Here is a 24,191-nt window from a genome sequence, read left to right on the forward strand (position 1 = left end):
TTTTCCATCGCATACAGCAAGGCGCAGGGCGATGGTAGTTTGTTAGCGCTCAACCACGCGCAACCAAATCCCTTCTTTGGACCGAACTGTCAGATGTGCTTCGGGAACGGGCGTGTGCCCTTCCACCAACTCAAACCGGAAGTGCCGCAGCAACATCGACAATAACAATGGCCCCTCGACCATGGCGAATCCTGCCCCGGTGCAGACGCGCGGACCTGCTGAAAACGGGATGAAGGCCTGCCGCTGACAGGTCTTGCCGTTTTCCGTGTGCCAGCGAGTGGGATCAAACTCATCGGGGCGGTCCCACAGGCGTTCCTGCCGGTGAAGGTGCCAAGGACTGATGACGATCTGCGATCCTTTGGCGACCTCTCGGCCCCGGAAATCTTCCGGACAGGTCGCCTCACGCACCATCATCGGCACAGGCGGGTACAGGCGCAGCGACTCGCGGAAAACATCCCGGCTGCGGCGTAGTTTTGACACGGTGGCAAAGCTGGGGTCATCCAGAACGCTTGCCTCGACGCTCAGCTTTTCCTGCCATTCGGGGTAAAGCGCCATCAGGTACAGAGTCCAGGCTAGCGCCGAAGCGCTGGTTTCATGCCCCGCTAGAAAGAAAATGGCGACCTGATCGACCATCTCTTGCGTATCAAAGCAGCGCCCGGTTTCGGGGTCGTGCGTCGTCATGATCTTGGTGGCAAGATCGTCGGGCGCCTGCCCTGCAGCGATCAGCTTGGCCCGCTCGGTCGTCAGACGCTTGATCAATGCGCGGATGGCCTTGGCGTTCCGGCGCGTGTTTCGCGCGTGAAACCGCGGCACCCAGCGCGGCACCGGAATAAACGCCGCCAGGTTCAACAACGGTTGCTGCCGCTGATAAGCCCGGAACTTATCAAACACCTGCGCGGCCACTTCATGTTCGATCGGGACCGAAAACAAGGTTCGAAAGATCACATCCGCCGCGGCATGGCTGGTGAGCTCCTCACATTCGATCACCTCACCCGCCTGCCCCTTGAGCCGCGCAACGCAGGCTTCGGCGGCCTGCAGCATCGCCGGAAAGGTGTCCTTTAGCCGTCCGCCCTCAAAGGCCGGATCGATGATCCGTCGCTGCCGTTTCCAGGTCTCTCCGTTTGTCAGAAAGACCGAGTCCCCCAGCAGCGGGCGCAACCCCTCGCTGATGCGACCGGATTTCGGGAAGTCATCGGGGCGTTTTTTTAAGACCGTATCAACAAGTTCTGGCTGATTGATCATGTAAGATCGAAAGAACGGCGTGCGAAACTCGGCCATCCACGCACGGTACAGACGATGCGGCTGCGCCGACAGCAGATCCTTTCGGAACAGTTTCAGGTAGCGCCACAACGAGACCTTGTCCGGACGGGGCATTGGCTTTGGTGGCTTCATGTTCGTACTGACCTGTATTTTGAAACCGATTGTTCGATCCGTGACTGCGACGGCGCACGCCCCTCGAACCGTTGACCCAGGGTCAAAGGGCCAGCGGTGATACGGAAGTAATCATAATCTCTGGGGCGATCAAACGCGCAGAGATACTGGAAATGCAGCCGAAAAAAGCGCCAGCGCAGCTCTTGCCAGCGATCCGGTGACAGCGTTTGCGTGAAGGCCGCCGACAGGACCAGTGGCCAGCGTTTCCGGTCGGTGGCTACACCGCTGACACCTACCGGGTCACACAGAGCAAACGCACACCCGTCGCCCGGCGCGGACACGTCAACCCAAGTGAGGTCTGATTGCTCGGACAGGAATTGCAAATCGGTGCGCAACTCCTTGGCCTTGGGCAGAAACGAAACCATCGGCACCACCTGCCCCAATGTCAGGAAGGACAGCTTTGATCCGGTTTTTGCCTCCGAACGGATCAGATCAGCCAGCACTGTCACCGCCAGATGCGCGCCCGAAGAATGGCCGACCACCAGAACCTCATCCACATCCTGCGTCAGCGCTTCCCGGATCAAAGCGGTAAACTCGGTCAGACGCGCGCGTAGCTCTGCCGGGGTGGCCCCCATCAAGGCAGCGGAATAGGCGTAGTCGTGCATCAGATAATATACAAACAGGCGGTTGTCGATTTTGCGGAACCAATGCAGCAAAGCAAACCCGGCACCAATCGCTGGCACCAAAGACAGCCGCCCGGCGATGGGCCAAAGCAGCGCGGCCACGGCCCATGCCACCGAAAGCGCTGCAACCAACTGCACGATCAGCATCCCAACGGGATAGAGCGCGGCGATTACCGGCCCCTTGCGCAGCCGCATCAGGCGCCACAGTGCTCCTGACCCTATGTATATCCACGCCGTCCGTACAAGCTGCAGATAAGTCGCAGGAATCGAGTTGGACATGCTGTCGCGAACGATATCCGACCAGACCAGAACGTCGAAATCCGCCTCGATGTCGGTGCCGTCCTGATGCGAACGGACGTGCCAGCCATAAGGACCGTCCCCCGTTTTCGGTGAAATCGAGATGTCATATCCGGATATATCGGCCTGCGCCCGGCTTTCCTTGCGGTACAGCTCGCGGTATCGGCGCGGGTGAATCGGGTCATAGCCGGGAATATAAAACACCCGACGCCTGCGCACCCAACGCTGATTTGTGTGACTGCTCATGCCCTTACCTTCTGCGGCGCAGGTTAGCGCAGCCTTACCGCCAAGGTAAGTCGGATCGGCGCGTCACCCGAAATTGGCCAGTGCCGGGAAGGTCTCCAGCAGCCACCAGCTGAACTCGGTGAAAAGGCCTGTGATAAGCATGATACCCACGAACAACAGAAGGCCCCCCATAACCTTCTCGATCGTGCCCATATGGGGCTTGATCCGGTTCATCACCGTCATCGACCGGTTCAGGAACATTGCCGCCAGCAGGAACGGAATCCCCAGCCCCGCAGCATAAACACCCAGCAGCAGTGTGCCGCGCGCGACCGAGGCTTCGGACGCCGCCAGAGACAGGATCGCGCCAAGCTGCGGACCGATGCACGGCGTCCAGCCAAATGCAAAGGCAAGACCCAGGATATAGGCCCCGAAAACAGAACCACCAGAATCACCCGCGTCGATCCGTGCCTCACGATCCAAGAAAGGAATACGGAACACGTTGAGGAAATGCAGGCCAAAGACGATCACGACCGCACCCGAGAGTTTGGCAAACAGTACCTGATTCTGCAGCACAAATGCCCCAAAGGCCGAGGCCGTGAAGCCCAGCAACAGGAACACCGTCGACAGGCCTAGCACAAAGAACAGCGCAGACAGAGTCGCCTTGCGCCGCGCCGCTGCCTCGTCCTGCATCTCATTGATCGTAACGCCGCTCATATATGCCAGATAAGGCGGAACAATGGGCAGCACGCAGGGCGAAAGAAAACTGATCAGCCCGCCCAGCATTGCGATGAACATGGCAGGCAGCAGGCCCGCGTCGATGATTTCAATTCCGAACATGGTTCAGCACATAGGGTATCCAAGCGGCGGCGTCACGGGGCCATTCGGTCACATCCCCGTGCACGGGTGCTGGACAGTCAGGCAAAGTGGAAATATCTGACCCTCATGTCAAATCCCACCGAAACGCTCGACGCGCTGGGTCTGCTGTGTCCCTTGCCCGTCCTGAAAGCCAGAAAACGCCTTAAATCCATGCCCTCAGGAGCGATTTTGCGTGTCTTGGCCGATGACCCTGCCGCCGTCATCGACGTTCCGCATTTCTGCGCCGAAAGCGGCCATCAACTGTTGTCGCAAGAAGACGCTGACGGGCATCAGATCTACCTCATTCAAAAAACAGGCTGAGACACGCGTTCCAGAGAAACCTACACTCCAAAGCATCAATCTAGCGCTTAGATCGAAATCTTTTCGTGCAGGAACTCGCCCCAGTTCTTCGCATATTCCTTCCATTTCGAAGCGAATTTCTCATTAAAAACTTCAGCGTATTTCGCCAGGTAAACATGGTCGGCTTGCGTGACGACCTCACCTTTCCGATCTCCAATCGGGATTCTGAAGTCCTCATCGTCGGCGTAAGCTGACTGTCGGGCCGGATTTTCATCTTTTCCGTAAACTTCATCCAGCAAGGACATCAGGAAATCCTCGCGTGCCATACGTGCCTCCAGATCGCACTGGCGGGAATCCAAGGAAATCTCAGCGTGTTCTAGCTCTTCCTGAAGTTCATTCCGCTCATGCGACAATTTATTTATGTGGGCGTAAGCATCCTGGAGGCTCCGCTGGTTCTGCTTGAGCTTTTGCGTTGTGTAACCCTGCAAAAATCCCATTTTCTGCTCGCCTCTCTACCAATTCCGATTCTTATGTAAGTCGCAGAACAATAAAAAGAAAACGCGCTGACCAAAGTCAACGCGTTCTCTAAATTTGTTGTATGGGCGAACCCACTGGCAGTCTTTGTCTTTACTGCCCCAAAGACCACCAGCCGCGCCGTTTCGGTTTGGCGGTTTCACTGGGCTGTTCAGGTTCTTCCGCGACAGACTCAAGCACGGGTTCGGGGGTCTCTTCGACCACCTCTTCCACCGTGGTTTCGACCTCTACAGTTTCCGCAGTTTCAGCAACGGGCTCGGCAACCTCTTCGGCTTCCGGTTCGCTTTCCTCCTGCGGCTCAGGCTCCGGTGCTTCATCTGCAACCGCTTCCGCAGCCTCAACAGGTTCGGGCTGTTCGTTTTCCGGTTCCGCCTCGGGCTCTGTCACGGCATCGCCTTCAGGCGCAGGCGCCTCCTCAGCCGCTTCAGCCTCAGCCTCAGCCTCAGACGGGCTTTCTACAGCTGCTGCTTCTGCTGGGCTTTCCTCAACCGCTTCAACAGGTTCCACGTCTTTCTTCTTGCGACGCGGGGCCCGGCGACGCTTGGGCTTTTCAGTTTTCTCTTCCTGAGCAGCCTCTTCCACCTCAGGTTCGGATACGGGCTCATCACCCGCCTCGGTCGAGGCGTCTTCGTCAGTCCCGGTTTCCGTCTCGGACACTTCACCACCTGCATTGCTCTTCTTGCGGCGGCGGCGACGGCGCTTGCGCTTGGGTTTGGACTCTTCTTCGGCCTGAACCGTTTCTTCGACCTCGGCCTCTTCTTCGTCCGCGTCCACCAAATCCATCAGCGAGGCGTCCACCGAAACGACCGGCGCGCTGGCTTCGGGCACGACGCGGCTGGCGGTCTTGAATTTCTCCATCGAGAAATCAGGGCTGACCAGATGCACATCACCCTCAACCCGAACCGACAAGCCGTAACGCGCTTCGATCTGCGCGATATGCTCGCGTTTCTGGTTCATCAGGAAGTTAGCAATGCTGACCGGACAGCGCACCAGAACCTCGCGCGAGCGGCGGCGGGTGCCTTCCTCTTCGATCTGACGCAGGATGGTCAGCGCCATGTTGTCGTCGGACCGGATCAGACCGGTGCCGTGGCAGGATGGGCAAGGCTGCGTTGTCGCCTCAAGCATACCGGGGCGCAGTCGCTGACGGCTCATCTCCATCAGGCCAAAGCCGGAAATCCGTCCAACCTGAATGCGCGCGCGGTCGGTCTTCAGCTTTTCCTTAAGACGCTTTTCAACGGCCGCGTTGTTCTTGCGCTCGTCCATATCGATGAAGTCGATGACGATCAGACCGGCCAGATCTCGCAGACGCAGTTGACGTGCAACTTCCTCGGCCGCCTCAAGGTTGGTCTTGAGCGCGGTTTCCTCGATCGAACCCTCTTTGGTCGCCCGACCCGAGTTCACGTCGATCGCCACCAGTGCCTCGGTCACGCCGATCACAATATAGCCGCCGGATTTCAACTGCACCGTCGGATTGAACATGCCGGTCAGGTAGCTTTCCACCTGATAACGCGCGAACAGAGGCAGCGCGTCTTCATACCGTTTCACGTTCTTGGCGTGGGACGGCATGATCATCTTCATGAAGTCCTTGGCGATGCGGTAGCCGCCCTCGCCTTCGACCAGCACCTCGTCGATCTCGCGATTATAGAGATCGCGGATCGACCGTTTGATCAGGTCGCCTTCTTCATAGATTTTCGCGGGTGCAATGGATTTCAGCGTCAGTTCGCGGATTTGCTCCCACATGCGCTGCAGGTATTCATAGTCGCGCTTGATCTCGGATTTCGTACGCTTGGCACCCGCTGTCCGGATGATCAGGCCCGCACCGGTCGGAACATCGATTTCCGACGCTATTTCCTTCAATTTCTTACGATCCGGCGCGTTGGTGATCTTGCGGCTGATCCCGCCGCCACGCGCTGTGTTGGGCATCAGAACGCAGTAACGTCCTGCAAGCGACAGGTAGGTTGTCAGCGCTGCACCCTTGTTGCCGCGCTCTTCTTTGACGACCTGAACCAACAGGACCTGGCGGACCTTGATAACTTCCTGAATCTTGTAGCGACGTGGACGCGGTTTGCGCGGCGGACGAATGTCCTCGCTGTCATCCTCATCGGCCACCGACTCGATGCTGTCATCCTTGGCGGTCGCATCCGGGCGGGTTTCTTCTTCCGTCTCGTCGTCGTCAGACTCAGCTTTGCTTTCGTCCGCTGCGGCCTCTTCTGCCGGTGCTTCCTCCGCAACGTCCCCATCATCTGCGGCACTCTCGGCGTCAGCGTCGGCAGATGCCTCAACCGCTTCACTTTCAGGCTCTTCAGCTTCCGCAGGCGTTTCTTCCGACGCGTCAGCCACGTCTTCCTCAGACTCGGCAGTGGGTTCTTCCGCAACATCGGCAGAGGATTCTTCCGCATCCTCAGCTTCTGCAGTGGGAGCTTCGGCGTCCTCCGACACCTCCGCTTCATCATCGGGCTCTTCGACAGGGGTCTCAGCGACATGATCCATCGGAGAGGTGCCTTCGGGAACTGTCAAATCAGCACCCTCTTCACCTTCATCCAGATCGATTGTTTCCATGCCTGTAGGCTCGGAGGAAACTTCAATCGTTTCGACCGGATCGTCTGATTTCACATCCGCCGCTTTTGTACGCGACCGCGAGCGACGCTTCCTGGGCTTGCTCTCTTCGGCCTCGTCCCGCGCCTTCATCGCCTCGGCATAGGCGCGCTCTTCTTCCATAAGCGCTTCGCGGTCGGCGACCGGAATCTGGTAGTAATCCGGATGAATTTCCGAGAAGGCGAGGAAGCCGTGCCGGTTTCCGCCATAATCAACAAAAGCCGCCTGCAGCGACGGTTCGACCCGTGTTACTTTTGCGAGATAGATGTTGCCGGCAAGCTGGCGTTTGTTTTCGGATTCAAAGTCGAACTCCTCAACCTTGTTTCCGTCGACCACCACAACGCGGGTTTCCTCCGCGTGGGTGGCATCGATAAGCATTTTCTTAGCCATGTGTCCTTGGTGCACCGCGCCAAACGCGTTGTCCTTACCCGTCCGGGGGGACAGGCGCTTTTGGGGTGGTGTCTTGTCAGGGCGATATCAGACGGCGCGCGGCAGGGTCTGGCGCTGTGGCCCCCTGCCCGTACTCTCGATCGTTGCGCGCGCGTCATCGCGGTTCTTCTCCGACAGGCGCGGTTCGCCGCGACCTGCCCATTTGTTCCTTTCGCCCGCGTAGACGGGCTCAGGCGTTCACCTGCCCCAATCTGGGGCACAATCGGTCTGCTTTGCCTCGTGGGATTATCACCATCCGCGGCAGAGCAGCGAAACTCAAAGATTCGGGGCTTAGGGGCACAAAAAAGCCCGGCCCGTTCCGACACAATAAAAGCAGTCCTGTGGAAAAGACAATGGGCAAACTGCATCAAGGGCCCTGAACACCGCTCAGGATCTCATCATCTGGCCAAAAATACCTCGGGGGGAGTCGCCTGAAAGGCGGCGGGGGCAGAGCCCCCTTACCGATCACAAGTAATCCGAACGCTGCAGACCGTACTTGGCCATTTTCTCGTTCAGCGTCCGCCGCGGCAGGCACAGTTCTTCCATCACGGACGCAATCGAGCCCTTGTGGCGGCGCATCGTATTGTCGATCAACATCCGCTCGAACGCTTCGACATATTCCTTGAGCGGTTTACCCTCGGTCGTCATCACGGGCTGCATTTCCTCGTGATCCGACATCAGCAGCGACGCAATCGTACCCGATCCGCGGCGCGACTGCAGCACAGCACGCTCGGCAATGTTTATCAGCTGGCGCACGTTGCCCGGCCACGGAGCCTGTAGCAGTTGCGCAGCTTCCTGAGCACTAACCTGCGGAGCATCACAGCCGTATTCCTCTGCGAATTGCTCGCTGAGGCGCGTGAACAGCGTCAGGATATCCTCGCCTCGCTGGCGCAGGGGCGGCATGGTGATCCGCAGCGCTGCAAGACGATAGAACAGGTCCGGGCGCAGCACGTCTTCGCTGGTCTTTCCGGCCTCTTGCAGGTTGGAAATCGCCACAATCCGGGTTTCCGCCGGCGTGCCCTGATCGTTCATGACACTCAGCAGACGGGCCTGAAGCGTGTCGCTCAGCGCTTCGACATCCTCAAGAACCAAAGTGCCTCCGCGCGCCTCTTCAATGGCGGGCAACTGCGTATCCTCGGGCATCATCGGGCCAAAGAGGCGTTTCGACAGAACATCTTCCTCAAGCGCCGCGCAGGACACCAGAACGAATTTCTTGCCAGCCCGGCTGCCAACCGCGTGCAGCGCGTGCGCGACCAGAGTTTTACCCGTGCCCGTCTCGCCATCGATCAGGACATGACCATCCGCCTGCCCCAGGTCCAAAATGTCTTCGCGCAGACGTTCCATCACCGGGCTGGCACCGATCAGCTTGTTCATGATCTGGGTGCCACCCGACAGTTCGCGCCGCAGGGCCCGGTTATCCAGCGTCAGACGGCGGGCATTGCTGGCGCGCTTGGCCAGTTCCGACATCCGGTCCGGGTTGAAGGGTTTTTCAAGGAAATCGAACGCACCGACACGCATTGCCTCGACTGCCATCGGCACGTCACCATGACCGGTGATCATGATGACCGGCAGAGTGCTGTCGGCCCCCATCAGCTTTTTCAGCAGCTGAATGCCGTCCATACCCGGCATCTTGATGTCTGAGATGACAATCCCCGGATAATCCGGTCCCAGCACCTTCAGCGCGTCCTCGGCGCTGGAGAAGGTTTCGGTGTCATAGCCCGACAGTGCCAGCCACTGGCTGATCGACTGGCGCATGTCCTGTTCGTCATCCACAATGGCAATTTTCATGGCCTGTGCCATAGTACTTCCTTTGTTATTCAGCGGCCTCGAGGCCGTCGCTTCCCAGTATCGGCAGCTGCATCTCAAACACCGCGCCACCGTGCTGGCTGTTGCGGGCGGTCAGCCGCCCCCCATGGTCGTTTACGATACCCGAAGAGATGGCAAGTCCCAAACCGACGCCGTCTCCGGGCTGCTTGGTGGTGTAGAACGGTTCAAACAGGTTCTCGATATCCTCGATCCCATAGCCGTTGTCGCGGACGGTCAGCACCGCCATATCGCCTGCGGCCAGAATGATTTCCACGTCCGGCTCTGATACAGATTTGGTGGCGTCCAACGCATTGCGCAAGAGGTTCACCATCACCTGTTCGATCCGCATCCGGTCTCCCATCACTATAACAGATTCTTCGGGCAAAATCTGAGTGATCTTCACGTGCCGCTGACGCAGCTGCGGTTCCATCATCGACAGGGATGAGGCCAGCGCTTCGCCAAGGTTTACAGGGGAAAACGCATCCGCGCCCTTGCGCGCATAGGATTTGAGCTGCCGGGTGATCGCGCCCATCCGTTCGATCAGTCCGTCGATGCGGCCAAAGCTGGCCAGCGCCTCTTCGGGGCGGTTTCGGCGCAGCAGCAGACGCGCGCCGGCCAGATAGGTCTTCATTGCAGCCAGCGGTTGATTAAGCTCGTGACTGACGGCGGCGGACATCTCGCCCAAAGCGGCCAGTTTCGAGCTTTGCGCCAGCGTTTGTTCGGCAACTTCCAGCGTCTTTTCAACCCGTTCCCGCTCAGCAATTTCCCGCTGTAGCCTTGCGTTCAATGCGCGAAGCTCTGCCGACTCGCGCTGAAACAACGCCATCCGCAACGTCGCCCTGCGGCTGAGTGCGTAGAAGGCCAGTGCCAGAAGAATCGCAAACCCCATGATTTCGAGCGCGAGTACGCTGTTCACCTTTTCACGGATCGAGGCATAGGTCGTGAACGAGGTCATCTGCCAGCCGCGGAACGGGATGCGTGTTTCCATCCGCATCACGGCTTCACCCTGCAGGTAGGCATCGGGTGGCAGCGCGGTCCAATCCGCCGTCGCCCGGATCGCACGCTGGATCGCGCCTTCCGGAGGTTGCCGCAGCAGGGCCGAATTTTCGTCGAGCCCACGCCACTGTGGTTCCGTCGACAGGATGATCGTGCCGGTACTGTCAGTGACCATCACCGCGTCGGAAATACCGGCCCAGGCCAGTTCGAACTTGTGCAGATCGACCTCGACAACGATCACACCAAGGATATCGGCATTGGAATCGATACGGCGCGAATAGACAAAGCTGTAGCCACCGGATTCCTTCGGGATAACCGTAAAGATCGTGGCGTTCGAACGTACCGCATCAATAAAATAAGGCGAACTGCGATGTGCCTCACCCAGCCGGTTGCGGTCGGTGGAGGCAACCAGACGCCCATCCCCATCCAACAGCATCAGGGACGCGGCCCCGATCTCTTCGACAAACGAGATCAGGCGTTGGGTAGACAGCGAAAAGTCACCGGATTGCAGCGCCGAGATCAGCGTGGGGTCGCGGGACAGCAGCTGCGGCACAATCGCGTTTCTTCGCAGCTCGCTCAGCAGGTTGCCGGAATACAGCGCCAGGCGCACCTCGGCCCGGTTGCGGGTCGACTCGGTGAATCTGTCGGTCAGAAGACGATTCGTGATCCAGATCGTCGCTGCAGCAGCGATCAGCAACGCGATCACAGCAAACCGCAGGCGCCACCCAAGGGGCGCGCCGCGGAAAGGTATTGTCAGTTTGGACCAGCCGAAACTCATCCCGGGAAATTACGCGGGCTTCAGCGCAACCTCAAGTCACGCAGGCGCGAGGACACCGGACAATGCGCGGAACAATGCCGTACCGTCGGTGCCGCCATGCCCATCATCCGCCGCACGTTCCGGGTGCGGCATCATCCCAAGTACCCTTCGGTTTTCCGACAGGATCCCGGCGATGTCCCCGACCGAGCCGTTTGGATTCTCGGTATAGGTGAATGCGATCCGGTCCTGATCCCGAAGCGCGGACAATGTGGCGTCATCGGCGAAATAGTTTCCGTCGTGGTGTGCAATCGGAATTCCGATCACATCGCCTGCGTTATAGCCTTGGGTAAAGGCGCTGTCGCTGGTCTCTACCTTCAGGCCAACGGTCTTGCAGATGTATTTCAGACCCGCGTTGCGCAGCAGCGCGCCCGGCAGAATGCCGGTTTCAGTCAGAATCTGGAAGCCGTTGCAAATCCCTACAGCGTAACCGCCCCGGTTGGTGTGATCGACCACGGCCTTGCAGATTGGCGACTGCGCCGCGATGGCACCGCAGCGCAGGTAGTCGCCGTACGAGAACCCGCCGGGCACGCCCACGATGTCGATCCCCTCGGGCAGCGCGGCATCCTTGTGCCAGACCATATCGACCTGAAAACCAGCCTGTTCAAAGGCCACTGCAAGGTCCCGATCACAATTCGAACCGGGGAAAACGATGACGGCTGCGCGCATTGCGGACCCTCCTAACAGACAAAATCGGTGACCACGGCAACACCCGGCGGTGTTGGATGGTCAAAGGCGGCAAGTTCATCACTCACCTGGTTCAGAGATATTTTTCGCGTCACCAGTGGGCTGAGATCAACGCTGCCCCCGGAAATCAGCGACAACAGCGATGGATAGCGCCAGCTTGGCATCCCGCGGGTGCCATAAACGGCCAACTGGCCGGAATACAGCACGTCCATTGGCAAAGACATAGTCGAGTGCTGCCCGGCTGGCATTCCGATCTGCACCATGCGGCCCAGCTTGCGCAGGGATTTCACGGCAGCAACGGTGGTGGTTTCGATCCCCAACGCCTCAATCGCGACATGCGCGCCGCCGCCGGTGATCTCTTTCACGGCCTCCGACGCATCGCTGCTGGCGGCATTAACCACCGCATCAGCGCCAAGGCTTTTGGCATAGGCCAGCTTGTCATCGGCGATATCGACAACGACGACACGCGCGCCCAGTGCCTTGCCCAGCAAAAGAGTCGATACGCCGACGCCGCCGCCACCAAAGATGGCCAGCCACTCGCCGCCCTGTATCTGCGCCCGACCGACCAGTGCCTGCCAGGCGGTCGTCACCCGGCAGCCTAGGGCAGCTGCGATTTCGGGTGCCAGCGTGTCCGGCAAAGCCGTCAGGTTGGCATCGGCATGAGCCACGGCAATGTATTCGGCAAAGGCCCCGTCACATGTGAAGCCGGGCACCACCTGATCCGAGCAGATCGTTTGGTGGCCCTGCGCACAATCCGGGCAATGACCGCAGGCCAGAATGAACGGTGCGATCACCCGATCCCCGACTTTCCATCGGGTCACCTGCGCACCAACCGCAACGACTTCGCCGCAATATTCGTGCCCGGGGGTCATCGGTAGGATCACATCCGGGTCAGACCCCGACCACGCATGCCAATCCGAGCGGCAAACACCGCAAGCCAGCACCCGGACGACAACGCCGTCCTCGGCCGGTTCAGGATCGGGAATGGTCATCAGCTCCAATGGCTGACGATACGTGATCAGACGGGCGGCCCGCATCAAGTCAGACCAGTTCGATCTCGTAACGCTCGATGACGGTGTTCGCCAACAGCTTTTCGCACATCTCGGTGATGTCGGCCTCGGTCGCGCCTTCGGCCAGTTCAAGGTCGATCACCTTGCCCTGACGCACGCCTTCGACCTGATCAAAGCCCATGGCGCCCAAAGCGTGCCGGACGGCCTCACCCTGCGGGTCGAGGACCCCGTTCTTCAGCATCACATGCACCCGTGCTTTCATTCCTGCAACTCCAGCTGAGGGCCGTGTTTCCGGGCCCGTTCCGTTGCGCGGGGGATAGCGTGCGAAACGGCGTTCGACAACCCTTGTCCGCATACAGTTTGACGCAGGTTGGCCGATCAGCCTCCGCCTGTCAGCCCTGGGTAACGCGCATCAATGGCATTAAACGTGCCGGTAAGAACCATCTCGACCGCCACAGCGACAAGGATAATCGCCATGACACGGGTTATCACATTAATCATGGTCGGCCCGAAAAACCGCGATATCGGGTCCGCAAACAGCAATCCCAGCCCCACAATCGCGCAGGCGATCAACACTGCAGATCCCAAGGTTACAATCTCGGCCCCGTCCGACAGCGTGTGGGCAAAGACAATCGTGGTCGCAATGGTTCCCGGCCCGATGGTCAGAGGAATCGCCAGCGGCACAACGGCGATATTGCTTTTCTTCTTGGCGCCCTCTTCCACCGCCTGCTGATCGCCCTGTGGCCGGTCAGACGCGTTCAGCATCGACATCCCGACCCCAAGAATGATCAGCCCGCCGGCAATGCGGAACGAGGGGATGTCGATGCCAAAAATGGCAAGTATCTCTTCACCCACCAGCACGGCGATCAAGGCGACGACCACAACAGTGCCCGTCACGATCAGCGCCACGCGTTTACGCTCAGCAGCCGAATAGCCTTCAGTCATGCTCAGGAAGATCGGGATGCCGTAAAGCGGGTTGAAGATCGCCAGCAGTGCGGCGAGGAACTTCAGAAAGACTGCCTGATCGAACAATTCACCCATGTCGGAACCACCGTGGTTGCACCTGCCCCGACAATGCGAAGGACCAGGCGCGCTGTCAAACCACCAGAGCAAAAAGAAAAAAGCGCTGTCATTGCAGACAGCGCTTTTGAATTTTCCGAGCAAAAAGACCGATCAGTTGATCAGAGTCGGCTTGGTCACATTGCTTTTCGGCAAGACGCCAAGACGGCGCGCAACCTCGGAATAAGCGTCGGTCAGGCTGCCCAGGTCGCGGCGGAACACGTCCTTGTCCAGCTTTTGGCCGGTTTCGATATCCCACAGGCGGCAGCTGTCAGGGCTGATCTCATCCGCGATAATCAGACGCTGATAGTCGCCATCATAGACACGCCCGATCTCGATCTTGAAGTCGACCAGACGAATGCCCACGGCCAGCATCACACCGCTCATGAAATCGTTCACCCGCAGTGCGAGGCTGAGGATGTCTTCCATGTCCTGCTGGCTGGCCCAGCCAAAGGCAGCGATGTGCTCTTCGGTGACCAGAGGATCACCCAGCGCATCATCCTTGTAGCAGTATTCCACGATCGGACGCGGCAACTGCGTGCCCTCGGCAATGCCCAAACGTTTCGACATCGAACCGGCGGCATAGTTGCGCACGATCACTTCCAGCGGCACGATCTCGCAGCTGCGCACCAGCTGTTCGCGCATGTTCAGACGGCGGATAAAGTGGGTCGGCACGCCAATCTGCGCCAGACCATTCATGAAGAACTCGCTCAGGCGGTTGTTCAGAACACCCTTGCCGTCGATCACATCCTTCTTCTCGGCGTTGAACGCGGTGGCGTCATCCTTGAAATACTGAACGATGGTGCCCGGTTCGGGTCCTTCGTACAGAATCTTGGCCTTACCTTCATAAATTTTCTTGCGACGCGCCATAAGCGACCTTTCCACTCTGAACAGAGGGAATGAGTCCCCTCACGTTGGCGTTCTCATAGTGCAAGCCCCCCATTCCCGCAAGTTTACTGACCCGAGGGGCTTTGACGCAGCGCAAATCCCTTGCGAACAGGCGCACGTATAGTCATATCATCAGGAAAGAAGTTGTAATCCAAGAGGTCCCCAACCAATGACCACATTTGACGAGCGTGAAGTCGCGTTTGAAAACATGTTCGCGCATGACGAAAAGATGCAATTTATTGCCCGGATGCGCCGAAACCGGTTTATGGCCGTTTGGGCCTCGACCCTTAAAGGCGAGGCCGTTGAAAAAGCCCGCGCTTACGGTCAGGAACTGGTTCGCACCGATTTGCAGAACGTCAGCGAAGATGACGTCGTGGAGGCTGTGAAGGGGTACCTGGGCGATTTGGCTGATGAGGCAAAAATCCGAGAGAAGATGGCAGAATTGCTGGTCGAAGCCAAAGAACAGGTCATGGCAGAGGCCGAAATCTAATCGCTGAAGCGCAAGGCTCATGATCTTCATGAGATTTATGAGTTTGATTTGACGCCCCGGTCATGAGACACGGGGCGTCTCTAATAGTTGTCAGGCCGATTGCGCCTTTTTTGGAACACCCCGATGACAAATGCACTGAGCAAGCTTCTCGAAACCACCGATGCCATTCTGGCAGACGGTGCAACAGGCACCAACCTGTTCAACATGGGTCTGCAATCGGGTGACGCGCCCGAGATGTGGAACGTGGACGCGCCGGACAAGATCCGCGCGCTGTATCAGGGCTCGGTTGATGCGGGCAGCGATCTGTTTCTGACCAATACGTTCGGCGGAACTTCGGCGCGTTTGAAACTGCATGATGCGCAAAACCGTGTGGCCGAGCTGAACCGCATTGGCGCCGAATTGGGCCGCGAGGTCGCCGACAAGGCTGGACGTCCGGTTGTCGTGGCCGGTTCGGTCGGCCCGACGGGTGAGATCATGGAACCGGTCGGCAGCCTGTCTCATGCCGCTGCGGTCGAAATGTTCCACGAACAGGCAGACGCGCTCAAGGCCGGTGGTGCGGACGTTCTGTGGCTGGAAACCATCAGCGCGCCGGAAGAATTCCGCGCAGCAGCCGAAGCTTTTGCCCTGGCCGACATGCCCTGGTGCGGCACCATGAGCTTTGATACCGCGGGGCGCACAATGATGGGCGTTACCTCGGCCGATTTGGCGCAGCTGGTCGAAACCCTGCCCAACCCGCCGATTGCTTTCGGCGCCAACTGCGGCACCGGTGCCTCGGACATCCTGCGCACCGTGCTGGGAATTGCGGCGCAGGGAACCGAGCGTCCGGTCATCTCGAAAGGCAATGCCGGTATTCCGAAATATGTCGACGGCCATATCCACTATGACGGCACGCCCGAACTGATGGGTGACTATGCGGCTATGGCGCGCGATGCCGGGGCCACCATCATTGGCGGTTGCTGTGGCACCATGCCTGAGCATCTGCGCAAAATGCGCGAAGCACTGGATACCAGGCCGCGCGGGGCTCGCCCGACGCTGGACCAGATCACTGATGCTCTGGGACCGTTTTCCTCGGCGTCGGATGGCACCGGCGACGATGCCGCGCCCGAGCGGCGGTCACGCCGCCGCCGCCGCGCCTAAGCTTCAGCGCCCTTCGAATTTCGGGGGGCGTTTTTCCATGAAGGCCACGACGCCTTCGGCAAAATCCCGGCTGCGACCGCAATCACCCTGCAAATGCGCTTCGATCGCCAGTTGCTGCGGCAGCGTTTTCTCATAAGTTCCGCGGATCGCCTTTTTGATCGCTCCAAATCCGGCTGTGGGGCCACTGGCCAGATAAGCTGCACGCTTGCGCCAATGAGCGTCGAACGCGTCGTCGGGCACAGCCTCCCAGATCAGGCCCCAGTCATCCGCCTGCCGCGCGCTAATCTTATCGGCAAACAAGGCAGCACCCATGGCCTTGGCAAACCCCATCTGACGCGGCATGAACCACGTTCCACCGGCGTCCGGCAACAGACCAATCCGAGCAAATGCTTGCAGGAAATAGGCGCTTTCCGTTGCGATCACCACATCGGCACAAAGCGCAAGGTTTGCCCCTGCCCCGGCAGCCGGGCCGTTGACGGCCGCGATTGTGGGAACCGGACAATCGTGGATCGTCTCGAGCATCGGCTCGTACTCATCGCGCAGCGTCTGCTCCAGATCAATCTTGCCAGTGCTGGACGCATCGCCCAAATCCTGGCCCGAGCAAAACGCGTCACCTGATCCGGTCAGAACAATCGCCCGCGCATGACGGGCGGCGTGCTTCATCGCGTGCGTGATCTCGGCCCGCATCTGCGCCGTCATCGCATTCATCTTGTCGGGACGGTTCAGGGTCACAACCGCCAAATCGTCCGTGATGTCCAACAGGATCGTTTCGTATTCCATGAACCCCTCCCCAAAATTCCGGTCTTTTCGGAACCCTGACTTAAATGCAGGGGAAGGAAAAGCGGAACCCTGGGTCAGTCATCAAGAATTTGGCGCAATCGCTCTTTCTCGGCGTCGGTCAGCTTGTCCTTTTCGCCGGTGGCCTGAACTTGGGATCGCTTGCGCAGAAAGCTCCACCCCATCGCCGCAGCGATCAGCAACATGATCGGACCGGCCAGCCATAGCATCAGGTTCGAACCCGAAGTGGTCGGTTTCAACAACACATATTCGCCGTAACGATCCACGATGAAGGCAATCGCCTCCTGATCCGTATCCCCGGCCACAAGACGTTCCCGCAGCAGCAGGCGTAGATCCCGCGCCAGTTCCGCGTTACTTTCATCGATGCTCTCGTTGCGGCAGACCAGACAGCGAAGCCCGGTGCTAAGGTCCCGGGCCCGTTGTTCCAGCACCGGATCATCTAGAACTTCGTCAGGCTGTACGGCGAAAAGTGGCGACGCAATCAACGTCAAAATCAGGATCAGACGTTTCATTCAGCAGGTACTCCGCCCGTTGGGGCCTTGCGTGCGCCAGCTGCAACCCGGAACCGACGGTCCGACAGGCTGATCAAGCCACCCAGAGACATCAGGATACACCCGCCCCAGATCCAGTTCGCCAGCGGTTTGATATAGGTCCGCATGACCCAACCGCCGTCGGCCTGCTGATCGCCGATCACCACATAGAGGTCACCGAGGAACCGATAGTCAATCGCTGCCTCTGTTGTTGGCATCCGAGCGACCGGATAGTCCCGTTTTTCAGGGTGAAGCGTGCCCATTGGACGCCCGTTCTTTTCGACCCGGACATCTGCCATGGTCGAGAAATAGTTCGGCCCCTCTACGCGCCGCACATCTTCCAGCATCAGGGTAAACTGCCCGACCTCAAACGGCTGACCGGGCTGCGCGACACGGATGTCTTCGACCTCCCACGCGGTCAGGCCCGCTATGGCGAACATGGTTACACCAAGACCGGTATGCGCCACGGCCTTACCCCAGTCTGCACCCGGCAGACGGAACAGGCGCTTGAGGCTTCCTTTGCGGCCGGTGCGGCTCCACAAATCGACGGCCGCGCCGAAGGTGATCCATGCACCCAAGAACAGACCAACCGGCCCCAGCGCACTGCGCCCGGTCTGCATTGCCCAGACCAACAAGGCCAGAGCCAGCGCCAGAAGAAAAGCATAGCGCAGCGAATAGGCAGTTTTGCCAAGCTTGCCGCGTTTCCACGGCAGCATCGCGCCCACCGGCAGCGCAATGCCCAATGCAACCATGAACGGCGTGAAGGCCGAGTTGAAGAACGGCGCCCCAACCGAGAGTTTGCGATCGAACGCCATCTCAGCCACCATCGGCCACATCGTCCCTACGAACACGACGAAACAGCTGACGGCCAGCAGGATATTGTTCAGAATCAGCGCGCTTTCGCGGCTGACCATGCCAAAGACGCCCTTGGCCTCCATCGCCTGCGCGCGGGCAGCAAATAGGGTCAAAGACCCGCCGATGAAGATCACCAGAATGAACAGGATGAACACGCCGCGTTCGGGGTCATTGGCGAAGGCGTGCACCGACGTCAGCAGCCCCGAGCGCACAATGAACGTGCCGATCAGAGAGAAGCCAAAGGCAATGATCGCCAGCAGAATGGTCCAGCTTTTCAACGCTTCGCGCTTCTCAACCACGATGGCCGAGTGCAGCAGCGCGGCAGCCAGAAGCCACGGCATGAACGAGGCATTCTCAACCGGGTCCCAGAACCAGAAACCGCCCCAGCCAAGCTCGTAATACGCCCACCACGACCCCAGCGCGATGCCGATGGTCAAAAACACCCAAGCCGCCAGCGTCCACGGACGCACCCAGCGGCCCCATGCGGCGTCCACACGCCCCTCGATCAGGGCGGCGACGGCAAAGCTGAAGGCCATGCTCAGGCCCACGTAGCCCAGGTACAGGAACGGCGGATGGAAGGCCAATCCGGGGTCCTGCAACAGGGGGTTCAGATCGCGCCCGTCAAAAGGTGCCACAATCAACCGGTCAAACGGGTTCGAGGTGAACAAGATGAAGGCAAAAAACGCCACCGCAATCGCAGCCTGAACCGCCAGAACCCGTGCTTTCAGCGTGGGCGGCAGGCCGCCTCCGAAAAACGCGGCCATAGCGCCGAACAATGACACGATCAGCACCCACAGCAGCATCGAGCCTTCGTGGTTGCCCCATGTTCCGCTGATCTTGTACAGCATTGGCTTGGCCGAATGGCTGTTCTCAACCACCACCCGCAGCGAGAAATCCGAGGTCACAAACGCCCAGACCAGCGCCCAGAACGAGAAACCAACCAGCAGGAACTGCAGGATCGCCGCAGGTTCGGCAAAGGACATCCATCCGGGCCACCGTTTGGCGGCACCTATCAGCGGAACAACTGACTGCACGATGGCAACCAGAAAGGCGAGGATCAGGGCAAAGTGGCCTAGTTCTGTAATCATGGCCCCGGATATAGTCCTGTTGCCCGGCAAGCACCAATCACTTTCGCCCCTTTGGGGCGAGCATAGTGTCGCGGGTCAGGCCACGCGTTTGCGCCGCCAGTCCTCCAGCGCCGGGTTGTCGCCGGGATGGCTGGCACTTTTGGCCAGTGCAACGTCAGCCCCCGGATCGGCAACCCCGATTCCATCGCTGCGCAGGGCTTTCAGCGCTTGCAGGTTTTCCAGCACCTGGGGGGTGCGATGCATCGTGGCCGTGATCTCTCGTTGCATATCCTGAACCTTGGCCTGATGACGCGCACCAAAATAGAAGGACACGATCACCCCAAGCAGCCACCACAACGGCTCGGGCACCAAGGCGATTCCCTGCATCCGCGCTGCGAACCAAAGCGGATCGACCATGGCCGCGACGAACAGGCCTAACGTCCCCAGCGCCATCGCCGGGCGCGGCAACCGGTTGAGCCCGTCCATGACCCGATCGAACGCCCCCTTGCGTGGCGCCTGAAACTCCTGACCGAACTGAACCATCGCCTGTTGCTGCAACGTAAGGCTGCGCGCAGCCCCGTTTTCTGCATTTTCCCGAAAGATTTCAGCAGTTTCGCGCACGACGTTGCGACCGCCACCGAACAGAAACGTCAAGACGTTCGAGATTAGTCCCATCCCGCAACCCTCCTTTGAAAATCTGCATCGCTTAAGTGATAGGCCGGAGAGACGAACTCCTCGGCCCGGCGAATCCACCCGCCTTTGCTACCTGCCCGGCTTCGGGCGTATTTGCGGGATGCGGGCCTGTTGTCGGCAAGCCGGAAGTAAAAGTTGCGCCGCGCGACCCCATAGGCATCCCGCAAAGCCACTGGATCGGGGTCCGCCGCGTTCTCACAGGCCCGCGCAGTCTTTGGCCCAACGATTCCGTCAACAGTGACCCCGAACCCCATTTCACGTAACAGACGTTGAAGGATCTTGACGGCCTGCCCACCCGCGTTGACGTACATGTCAAACACCGAAGGGTGCAAAATCGTCGGGAGCAGGCTCAGCCGGGGCAGTTCAAAGTAATGCTGCACAAAAATATCGACGGCCTGGGATTTGCTGAGCAAACGAACGTCAGCGCTGTTGATTGCCCCATCGCCCGACAAGTCCAGCCCCAGTCGACGCATGGTGTGAATGGTCACACCGTGCTTGGTCGCCCCGCCGGGATCGTCCGGATCATCCACAAATCCGCCTTCACGCGCCACGATCTCAGTTGCAATCTGTCGCACCGTCTGCATCGCACCCTCCGTCTTTGGTGCGACACACGGTTTCCCAACCCAGTTAAATTCTCCCAACGAAACAGGGCGCTGCCCGCCTGTTGCGCGCAACGCCCTGTTTCATCATTTCCCAATCATCGCCGCCGAAGGCGCGCAGGACAGCTGCATTCAGCTTTCGTCAGCTTCCTGATAAACGCCTTGCTCTTTCAGAGCGTCCACAACCTCTTTCGGCATGTAGGTCTCGTCGTGTTTTGCAAGGATTTCAGTGGCTTCGAATACACCATTCACATAAGAACCCGTACCCACCATGCCCTGGTTTTCGGCAAACAGATCAGGCAACACACCGGTGAAAGCCACCGGCACGCTCTCACCCCCATCTGTCACAACAAAATGCACGGTCTCGCCCTGCCCACGAATGATCGAACCCTCTTCGACCAGACCACCAATGCGGAACACCTCGGTCGGTTTCGGGGGTTCGGCGATCACCTGGCTGGGTGAACGGAAGAAGTTGATACCATCCTGCAACGCATACCCAATCAACCCCGTGGCCATAGCGAGAGCCACGACAGCCAACAGAATGACTTGTACACGACGGCGTTTCTTGAGCGTTTTCATTTCGTCCTCACGGGAACAACGGGGCCATCATCAGGCCCGCGGTTTCATCTTCACCTAACATCAGGTTGGCGTTCTGCAAGGCTTGGCCACTACTACCTTTTGTCAGGTTATCCAATGCGCCGATCACGATGGCGCGACGTTCAATCCGGTCGCCTACCACACCGATATGGCAGAAGTTCGAGCCCCGAACATGGTGGGTCGAGGGTGTCTCGCCAAACGGCAGCATCCGGATAAACGGTTCATTTTCATAGGCTTTAGCCAACGCTTCATACACGCTGGCCGGATCGCCCTTGACGTAAGTGGTTGCCAGAATACCCCGGTTGGCCGGGATCAGGTGTGGCGTGAACTGCACATGCACCTTGCGACCGGCCAAAGCCGAGAATTCCTGATCGAACTCGCCCAGATGCCGGTGGGTACCGCCTACGGCATAGGCATTATACCCCTCGCTAAGCTCGGCGTGCAGCAGGTTTTCTTTCAGCGACCGGCCTGCCCCCGACACGGCGCATTTCAGGTCCAGCACGATATCGTCCAGATCAATTACACCGGCCGTGATCAGCGGCCGCAGCACATACTGACCCGTCGCGGCGTTACAGCCCGTGCCAGCCACCAGCCGAGCATTGCGGATGTCGTCGCGGTAGAACTCGGTCAGGCCATAGACAGCCTCTTCCTGCTGTTCCAACGCCACGTGTGGGTTACCGTACCACTTTTCATACTCTTCCGCGTCCCGCAGACGGAAATCCGCAGACAGGTCGATGATCTTAAGGTCTTTCGGCAGGTCGCGAATGATCTCCTGGCTGGTTTTATGCGGCAGGGCGCAGAAACACAGGTCGATCTGCGAAAAATCGATCTCAGAGATTTTGCACAGATCCGGCAGGTCCATGTGGCGCAGATGCGGGAAGACCTGTGCCATCGACATCCCAGCTTTACGTTCGGCGGCCAGAGCGGTGATTTCCATATTCGGGTGCTCGGCGATCAGCCGCACCAGCTCGGCGCCGGTATAGCCGGAAGCACCCAGAATTGCGATTTTATGGGTCATGTCAGACCTCTTGTTCCAAAGTGTCACATATCACGACCGCCGATGCGACGGCCTTCGAATAAAGGAGAATGCGTAAAGCCGTCCTTGACCTAAGTCAGGCGGCCTCGAACGTGATTTGTCGTCGGAGGAACTGCGTAGCACGGTCGCTGACGGTGCCGGGCTTACCGGTGGTCAGATATCCGCCTGTGCCCTCACCCTGCATCTTCGGGTGGCGTTGCAGGTAGTCCGCAAGACTTTCGGCCACCAAAGCACCTTGGCTGAACACCTGCACATCCGACCCCAAGGCCGCCTGAAAGGTTTCGGCCATCAGCGGATAGTGGGTGCAGCCCAAAATCGCGGCCTGCGGTTCCGGCATTTTCCGTTTCAGCGCGTCCACATGGCTGCGCACCAGTGCCTCGGCAAGGATCATGTCACCGTCTTCGATTGCATCGACCACACCGCCGCAAGCCTGCGCCTCTACGTCCACACCAATCGCGCGGAACGCCAGTTCCCTCTGGAAAGCGCGACTGGACACCGTCGCAGGCGTGGCAAACAACGCCACGTGCTTCACGGCAACTTCGCGCGGCGGGCTGTTGTCGCCCCATTGACGCTCGGTCAGAGCTTCGATCAGCGGCACAAAGACGCCCAGAACTCGCTTGCCCTCAGGCACGCCCTCTTCCTGCATCCGGCGCAACGCAGCGGCGCTGGCGGTGTTGCAGGCCAGAATCACCAGATCACAGCCGCGGTTCCAAAGGTCGTATACGGCGCGGCGCGTCAGCTCATAGATATTCTCGGCATCGCGCACGCCATAGGGCGCATGAGCGCTGTCCGCAAAATACAGGAAATCCACGTCCGGCAGACGTTTCTGCGCGGCGTCCAGAACGGTCAGACCGCCCAATCCAGAATCAAAGATGCCTACTGCCATTTGCCCCTTTAGGCGCGATGCCGTTCCTCAAACTCGTAGCCGTAGTCGTAAGACTTCAGCGGTGTTGGGGAAAGCTCATACGTGGCTTTGCGCAAGAAATCCATCATCTTGCGTGTGTCCTTTGCCAAAGGGTCCAGAACGTCGCGCCCAATGGGGTCTCCGATCACAACTTTGACCGGAGTATCGACGCGCTTTTTGAACTCTTTGATCAACAGACCCATGCGCAGAGTGTTGTGCAAATGGCTGGCGATCTGGAACAGGCGCGAGGTATGGCCGTCAAAGAAAACTGGCACCACCGTGGCGTTCGACTTGGCCACCATCCGGGCTGTAAATCCGCGCCAGCCCGGGTCCATCGGGTGCGAGAACGGTTTGACCCCGGTGCTGACCGTGCCGCCCGGGAAAATCCCGATCGCGCCGCCCTCACCCAGATAATTTAGCGCTGTTTTTCGGGTCTCGAGGTTCAGCTTCATCGCCTCTTTGGTCTCGTCAAACGAGATCGGCAAGATGATGCGGTTGATATCCTCGGCCTTGCGGAACACGCGATGCGCCAGGATCCGAAAGTCGCCACGTGTCTCGGACAGCATGTGCCCCATCATAAGCCCATCCAGAATGCCGTAAGGATGGTTGGCGATCAGGATCAGCGGCCCGGATTTCGGAATATTCGACAGCGAGCCCCCAACGACATCCAGCGACAGCCCGTATCGGTCCACCATCACCGACCAGAAATCACGTCCGTTAGCCACCTCTTTCTCATACCCATCCGCGCGTTTGATCAGACGCAAGCGGCCCGTGGTGTTCTCCATCAGCTTGATCACCATCTTCCCGCCCTTGGTTTCGGCGGAATGGGCATAAGAAATGTCACGAGCGACGTGGCGGCGCGAAGGCATTCGAATCTCCGAGGTTTGCTGCCTGCAAGATAGGTTTAAGCAACAATTTTGCCTAGGTTTCGTGACA

The 24,191-nt window shown here is 59.1% G+C and carries 24 protein-coding genes; 3 read left to right on the forward strand and 21 right to left on the reverse strand.

From position 1 onward, the window contains the following. Nucleotides 1-42: 42 nt before the first annotated feature. The 3 genes from ACR0KW_RS01370 to ACR0KW_RS01380 form a co-directional block, all read right to left on the reverse strand. Nucleotides 43-1,392, reverse strand: coding sequence for a cytochrome P450 (locus ACR0KW_RS01370; RefSeq protein ID WP_480803408.1), 1,350 nt, complete (start codon nt 1,390-1,392; stop codon nt 43-45). Beyond that, complete coding sequence (locus ACR0KW_RS01375) at nt 1,389-2,597, reverse strand: hypothetical protein (RefSeq protein WP_480803409.1); 1,209 nt, start codon at nt 2,595-2,597, stop codon at nt 1,389-1,391. Before ACR0KW_RS01375 ends, ACR0KW_RS01370 begins: the two co-directional genes overlap by 4 nt. Before the next feature lie 63 nt (nt 2,598-2,660). After that, nucleotides 2,661-3,413, reverse strand: a complete 753-nt coding sequence (locus ACR0KW_RS01380; RefSeq protein ID WP_170398641.1) for a cytochrome c biogenesis CcdA family protein — start codon at nt 3,411-3,413, stop codon at nt 2,661-2,663. 105 nt (nt 3,414-3,518) lie between these two features. Here ACR0KW_RS01380 and ACR0KW_RS01385 point away from each other — a divergent pair, with 105 nt between their 5' ends. Beyond that, nucleotides 3,519-3,752, forward strand: coding sequence for a sulfurtransferase TusA family protein (locus ACR0KW_RS01385; RefSeq protein ID WP_480803410.1), 234 nt, complete (start codon nt 3,519-3,521; stop codon nt 3,750-3,752). 47 nt (nt 3,753-3,799) lie between these two features. Here the strand turns inward: ACR0KW_RS01385 and ACR0KW_RS01390 are convergent, their stop codons facing one another. The 9 genes from ACR0KW_RS01390 to purC form a co-directional block, all read right to left on the reverse strand. Then, nucleotides 3,800-4,228 carry a hypothetical protein gene (locus ACR0KW_RS01390; protein WP_480803411.1) on the reverse strand — a complete coding sequence of 143 codons (429 nt, stop codon included), beginning with the start codon at nt 4,226-4,228 and terminating at the stop codon, nt 3,800-3,802. A 130-nt stretch (nt 4,229-4,358) separates the two neighbouring features. Continuing rightward, nucleotides 4,359-7,250: an Rne/Rng family ribonuclease gene (locus ACR0KW_RS01395; RefSeq protein WP_480803412.1), complete on the reverse strand. Its 2,892-nt coding sequence runs from the start codon at nt 7,248-7,250 to the stop codon at nt 4,359-4,361. 504 nt (nt 7,251-7,754) lie between these two features. Then, complete coding sequence (locus ACR0KW_RS01400; RefSeq protein WP_170324832.1) at nt 7,755-9,089, reverse strand: sigma-54-dependent transcriptional regulator; 1,335 nt, start codon at nt 9,087-9,089, stop codon at nt 7,755-7,757. A gap of 13 nt (nt 9,090-9,102) precedes the next feature. Then, nucleotides 9,103-10,869 (reverse strand): sensor histidine kinase, encoded by a 1,767-nt coding sequence (locus tag ACR0KW_RS01405; RefSeq protein ID WP_480803413.1) that lies wholly within the window; start codon nt 10,867-10,869, stop codon nt 9,103-9,105. Between the two features lie 36 nt (nt 10,870-10,905). Beyond that, nucleotides 10,906-11,574, reverse strand: a complete 669-nt coding sequence (gene purQ / locus ACR0KW_RS01410; RefSeq protein WP_170324830.1) for a phosphoribosylformylglycinamidine synthase subunit PurQ — start codon at nt 11,572-11,574, stop codon at nt 10,906-10,908. Between the two features lie 11 nt (nt 11,575-11,585). After that, a complete protein-coding gene (locus tag ACR0KW_RS01415; RefSeq protein ID WP_480803414.1) occupies nt 11,586-12,629 on the reverse strand; it encodes a zinc-dependent alcohol dehydrogenase family protein in 1,044 nt (347 codons plus the stop codon). 4 nt (nt 12,630-12,633) lie between these two features. Beyond that, on the reverse strand, nt 12,634-12,864 hold the full coding sequence (gene purS / locus ACR0KW_RS01420) for a phosphoribosylformylglycinamidine synthase subunit PurS (protein ID WP_109311572.1): 231 nt from the start codon (nt 12,862-12,864) through the stop codon (nt 12,634-12,636). Nucleotides 12,865-12,980: 116 nt separating this feature from the next. Further along, nucleotides 12,981-13,643 (reverse strand): MarC family protein, encoded by a 663-nt coding sequence (locus tag ACR0KW_RS01425; protein ID WP_480803415.1) that lies wholly within the window; start codon nt 13,641-13,643, stop codon nt 12,981-12,983. A gap of 132 nt (nt 13,644-13,775) precedes the next feature. Beyond that, nucleotides 13,776-14,531, reverse strand: coding sequence for a phosphoribosylaminoimidazolesuccinocarboxamide synthase (purC, locus tag ACR0KW_RS01430; RefSeq protein WP_170324827.1), 756 nt, complete (start codon nt 14,529-14,531; stop codon nt 13,776-13,778). Nucleotides 14,532-14,718: 187 nt separating this feature from the next. Here purC and ACR0KW_RS01435 point away from each other — a divergent pair, with 187 nt between their 5' ends. Then, nucleotides 14,719-15,039, forward strand: a complete 321-nt coding sequence (locus ACR0KW_RS01435) for a DUF1476 domain-containing protein (protein WP_480803416.1) — start codon at nt 14,719-14,721, stop codon at nt 15,037-15,039. Nucleotides 15,040-15,162: 123 nt separating this feature from the next. Beyond that, nucleotides 15,163-16,176, forward strand: coding sequence for a betaine--homocysteine S-methyltransferase (bmt, locus tag ACR0KW_RS01440; protein WP_480803417.1), 1,014 nt, complete (start codon nt 15,163-15,165; stop codon nt 16,174-16,176). 3 nt (nt 16,177-16,179) lie between these two features. Here bmt and ACR0KW_RS01445 read toward each other — a convergent pair whose 3' ends face one another. The 9 genes from ACR0KW_RS01445 to ACR0KW_RS01485 all read right to left on the reverse strand — a co-directional run bounded on the left by ACR0KW_RS01445 (nt 16,180) and on the right by ACR0KW_RS01485 (nt 24,124). Then, the gene (locus ACR0KW_RS01445; RefSeq protein ID WP_480803418.1) at nt 16,180-16,956 is read right to left on the reverse strand and encodes an enoyl-CoA hydratase-related protein; all 777 of its coding nucleotides are present in this window, start codon (nt 16,954-16,956) and stop codon (nt 16,180-16,182) included. Nucleotides 16,957-17,030: 74 nt separating this feature from the next. Beyond that, nucleotides 17,031-17,486 (reverse strand): cytochrome c-type biogenesis protein, encoded by a 456-nt coding sequence (locus ACR0KW_RS01450; protein WP_480803419.1) that lies wholly within the window; start codon nt 17,484-17,486, stop codon nt 17,031-17,033. Further along, nucleotides 17,483-19,447 (reverse strand): heme lyase CcmF/NrfE family subunit, encoded by a 1,965-nt coding sequence (locus ACR0KW_RS01455; protein WP_170324822.1) that lies wholly within the window; start codon nt 19,445-19,447, stop codon nt 17,483-17,485. The genes ACR0KW_RS01450 and ACR0KW_RS01455 overlap by 4 nt, the downstream gene beginning before the upstream one ends. Nucleotides 19,448-19,522: 75 nt before the next feature. Further along, nucleotides 19,523-20,101: a holin family protein gene (locus ACR0KW_RS01460; protein WP_480803420.1), complete on the reverse strand. Its 579-nt coding sequence runs from the start codon at nt 20,099-20,101 to the stop codon at nt 19,523-19,525. Then, entirely contained in the window at nt 20,092-20,703 is a 612-nt protein-coding gene (locus ACR0KW_RS01465) for a holin-associated N-acetylmuramidase (protein ID WP_480803421.1), read from the reverse strand. The genes ACR0KW_RS01460 and ACR0KW_RS01465 overlap by 10 nt, the downstream gene beginning before the upstream one ends. Nucleotides 20,704-20,850: 147 nt before the next feature. Next, nucleotides 20,851-21,297 (reverse strand): cytochrome c maturation protein CcmE, encoded by a 447-nt coding sequence (gene ccmE / locus ACR0KW_RS01470; RefSeq protein ID WP_170324819.1) that lies wholly within the window; start codon nt 21,295-21,297, stop codon nt 20,851-20,853. A gap of 7 nt (nt 21,298-21,304) precedes the next feature. Beyond that, complete coding sequence (gene argC / locus ACR0KW_RS01475; protein ID WP_480803422.1) at nt 21,305-22,333, reverse strand: N-acetyl-gamma-glutamyl-phosphate reductase; 1,029 nt, start codon at nt 22,331-22,333, stop codon at nt 21,305-21,307. Between the two features lie 94 nt (nt 22,334-22,427). Beyond that, a complete protein-coding gene (locus ACR0KW_RS01480) occupies nt 22,428-23,237 on the reverse strand; it encodes a glutamate racemase (RefSeq protein ID WP_480803423.1) in 810 nt (269 codons plus the stop codon). An 8-nt stretch (nt 23,238-23,245) separates the two neighbouring features. Beyond that, nucleotides 23,246-24,124, reverse strand: coding sequence for a lysophospholipid acyltransferase family protein (locus ACR0KW_RS01485; protein ID WP_480803424.1), 879 nt, complete (start codon nt 24,122-24,124; stop codon nt 23,246-23,248). Nucleotides 24,125-24,191: the final 67 nt, after the last annotated feature.

It is taken from the genome of Ruegeria sp. CG11, assembly GCF_056537245.1.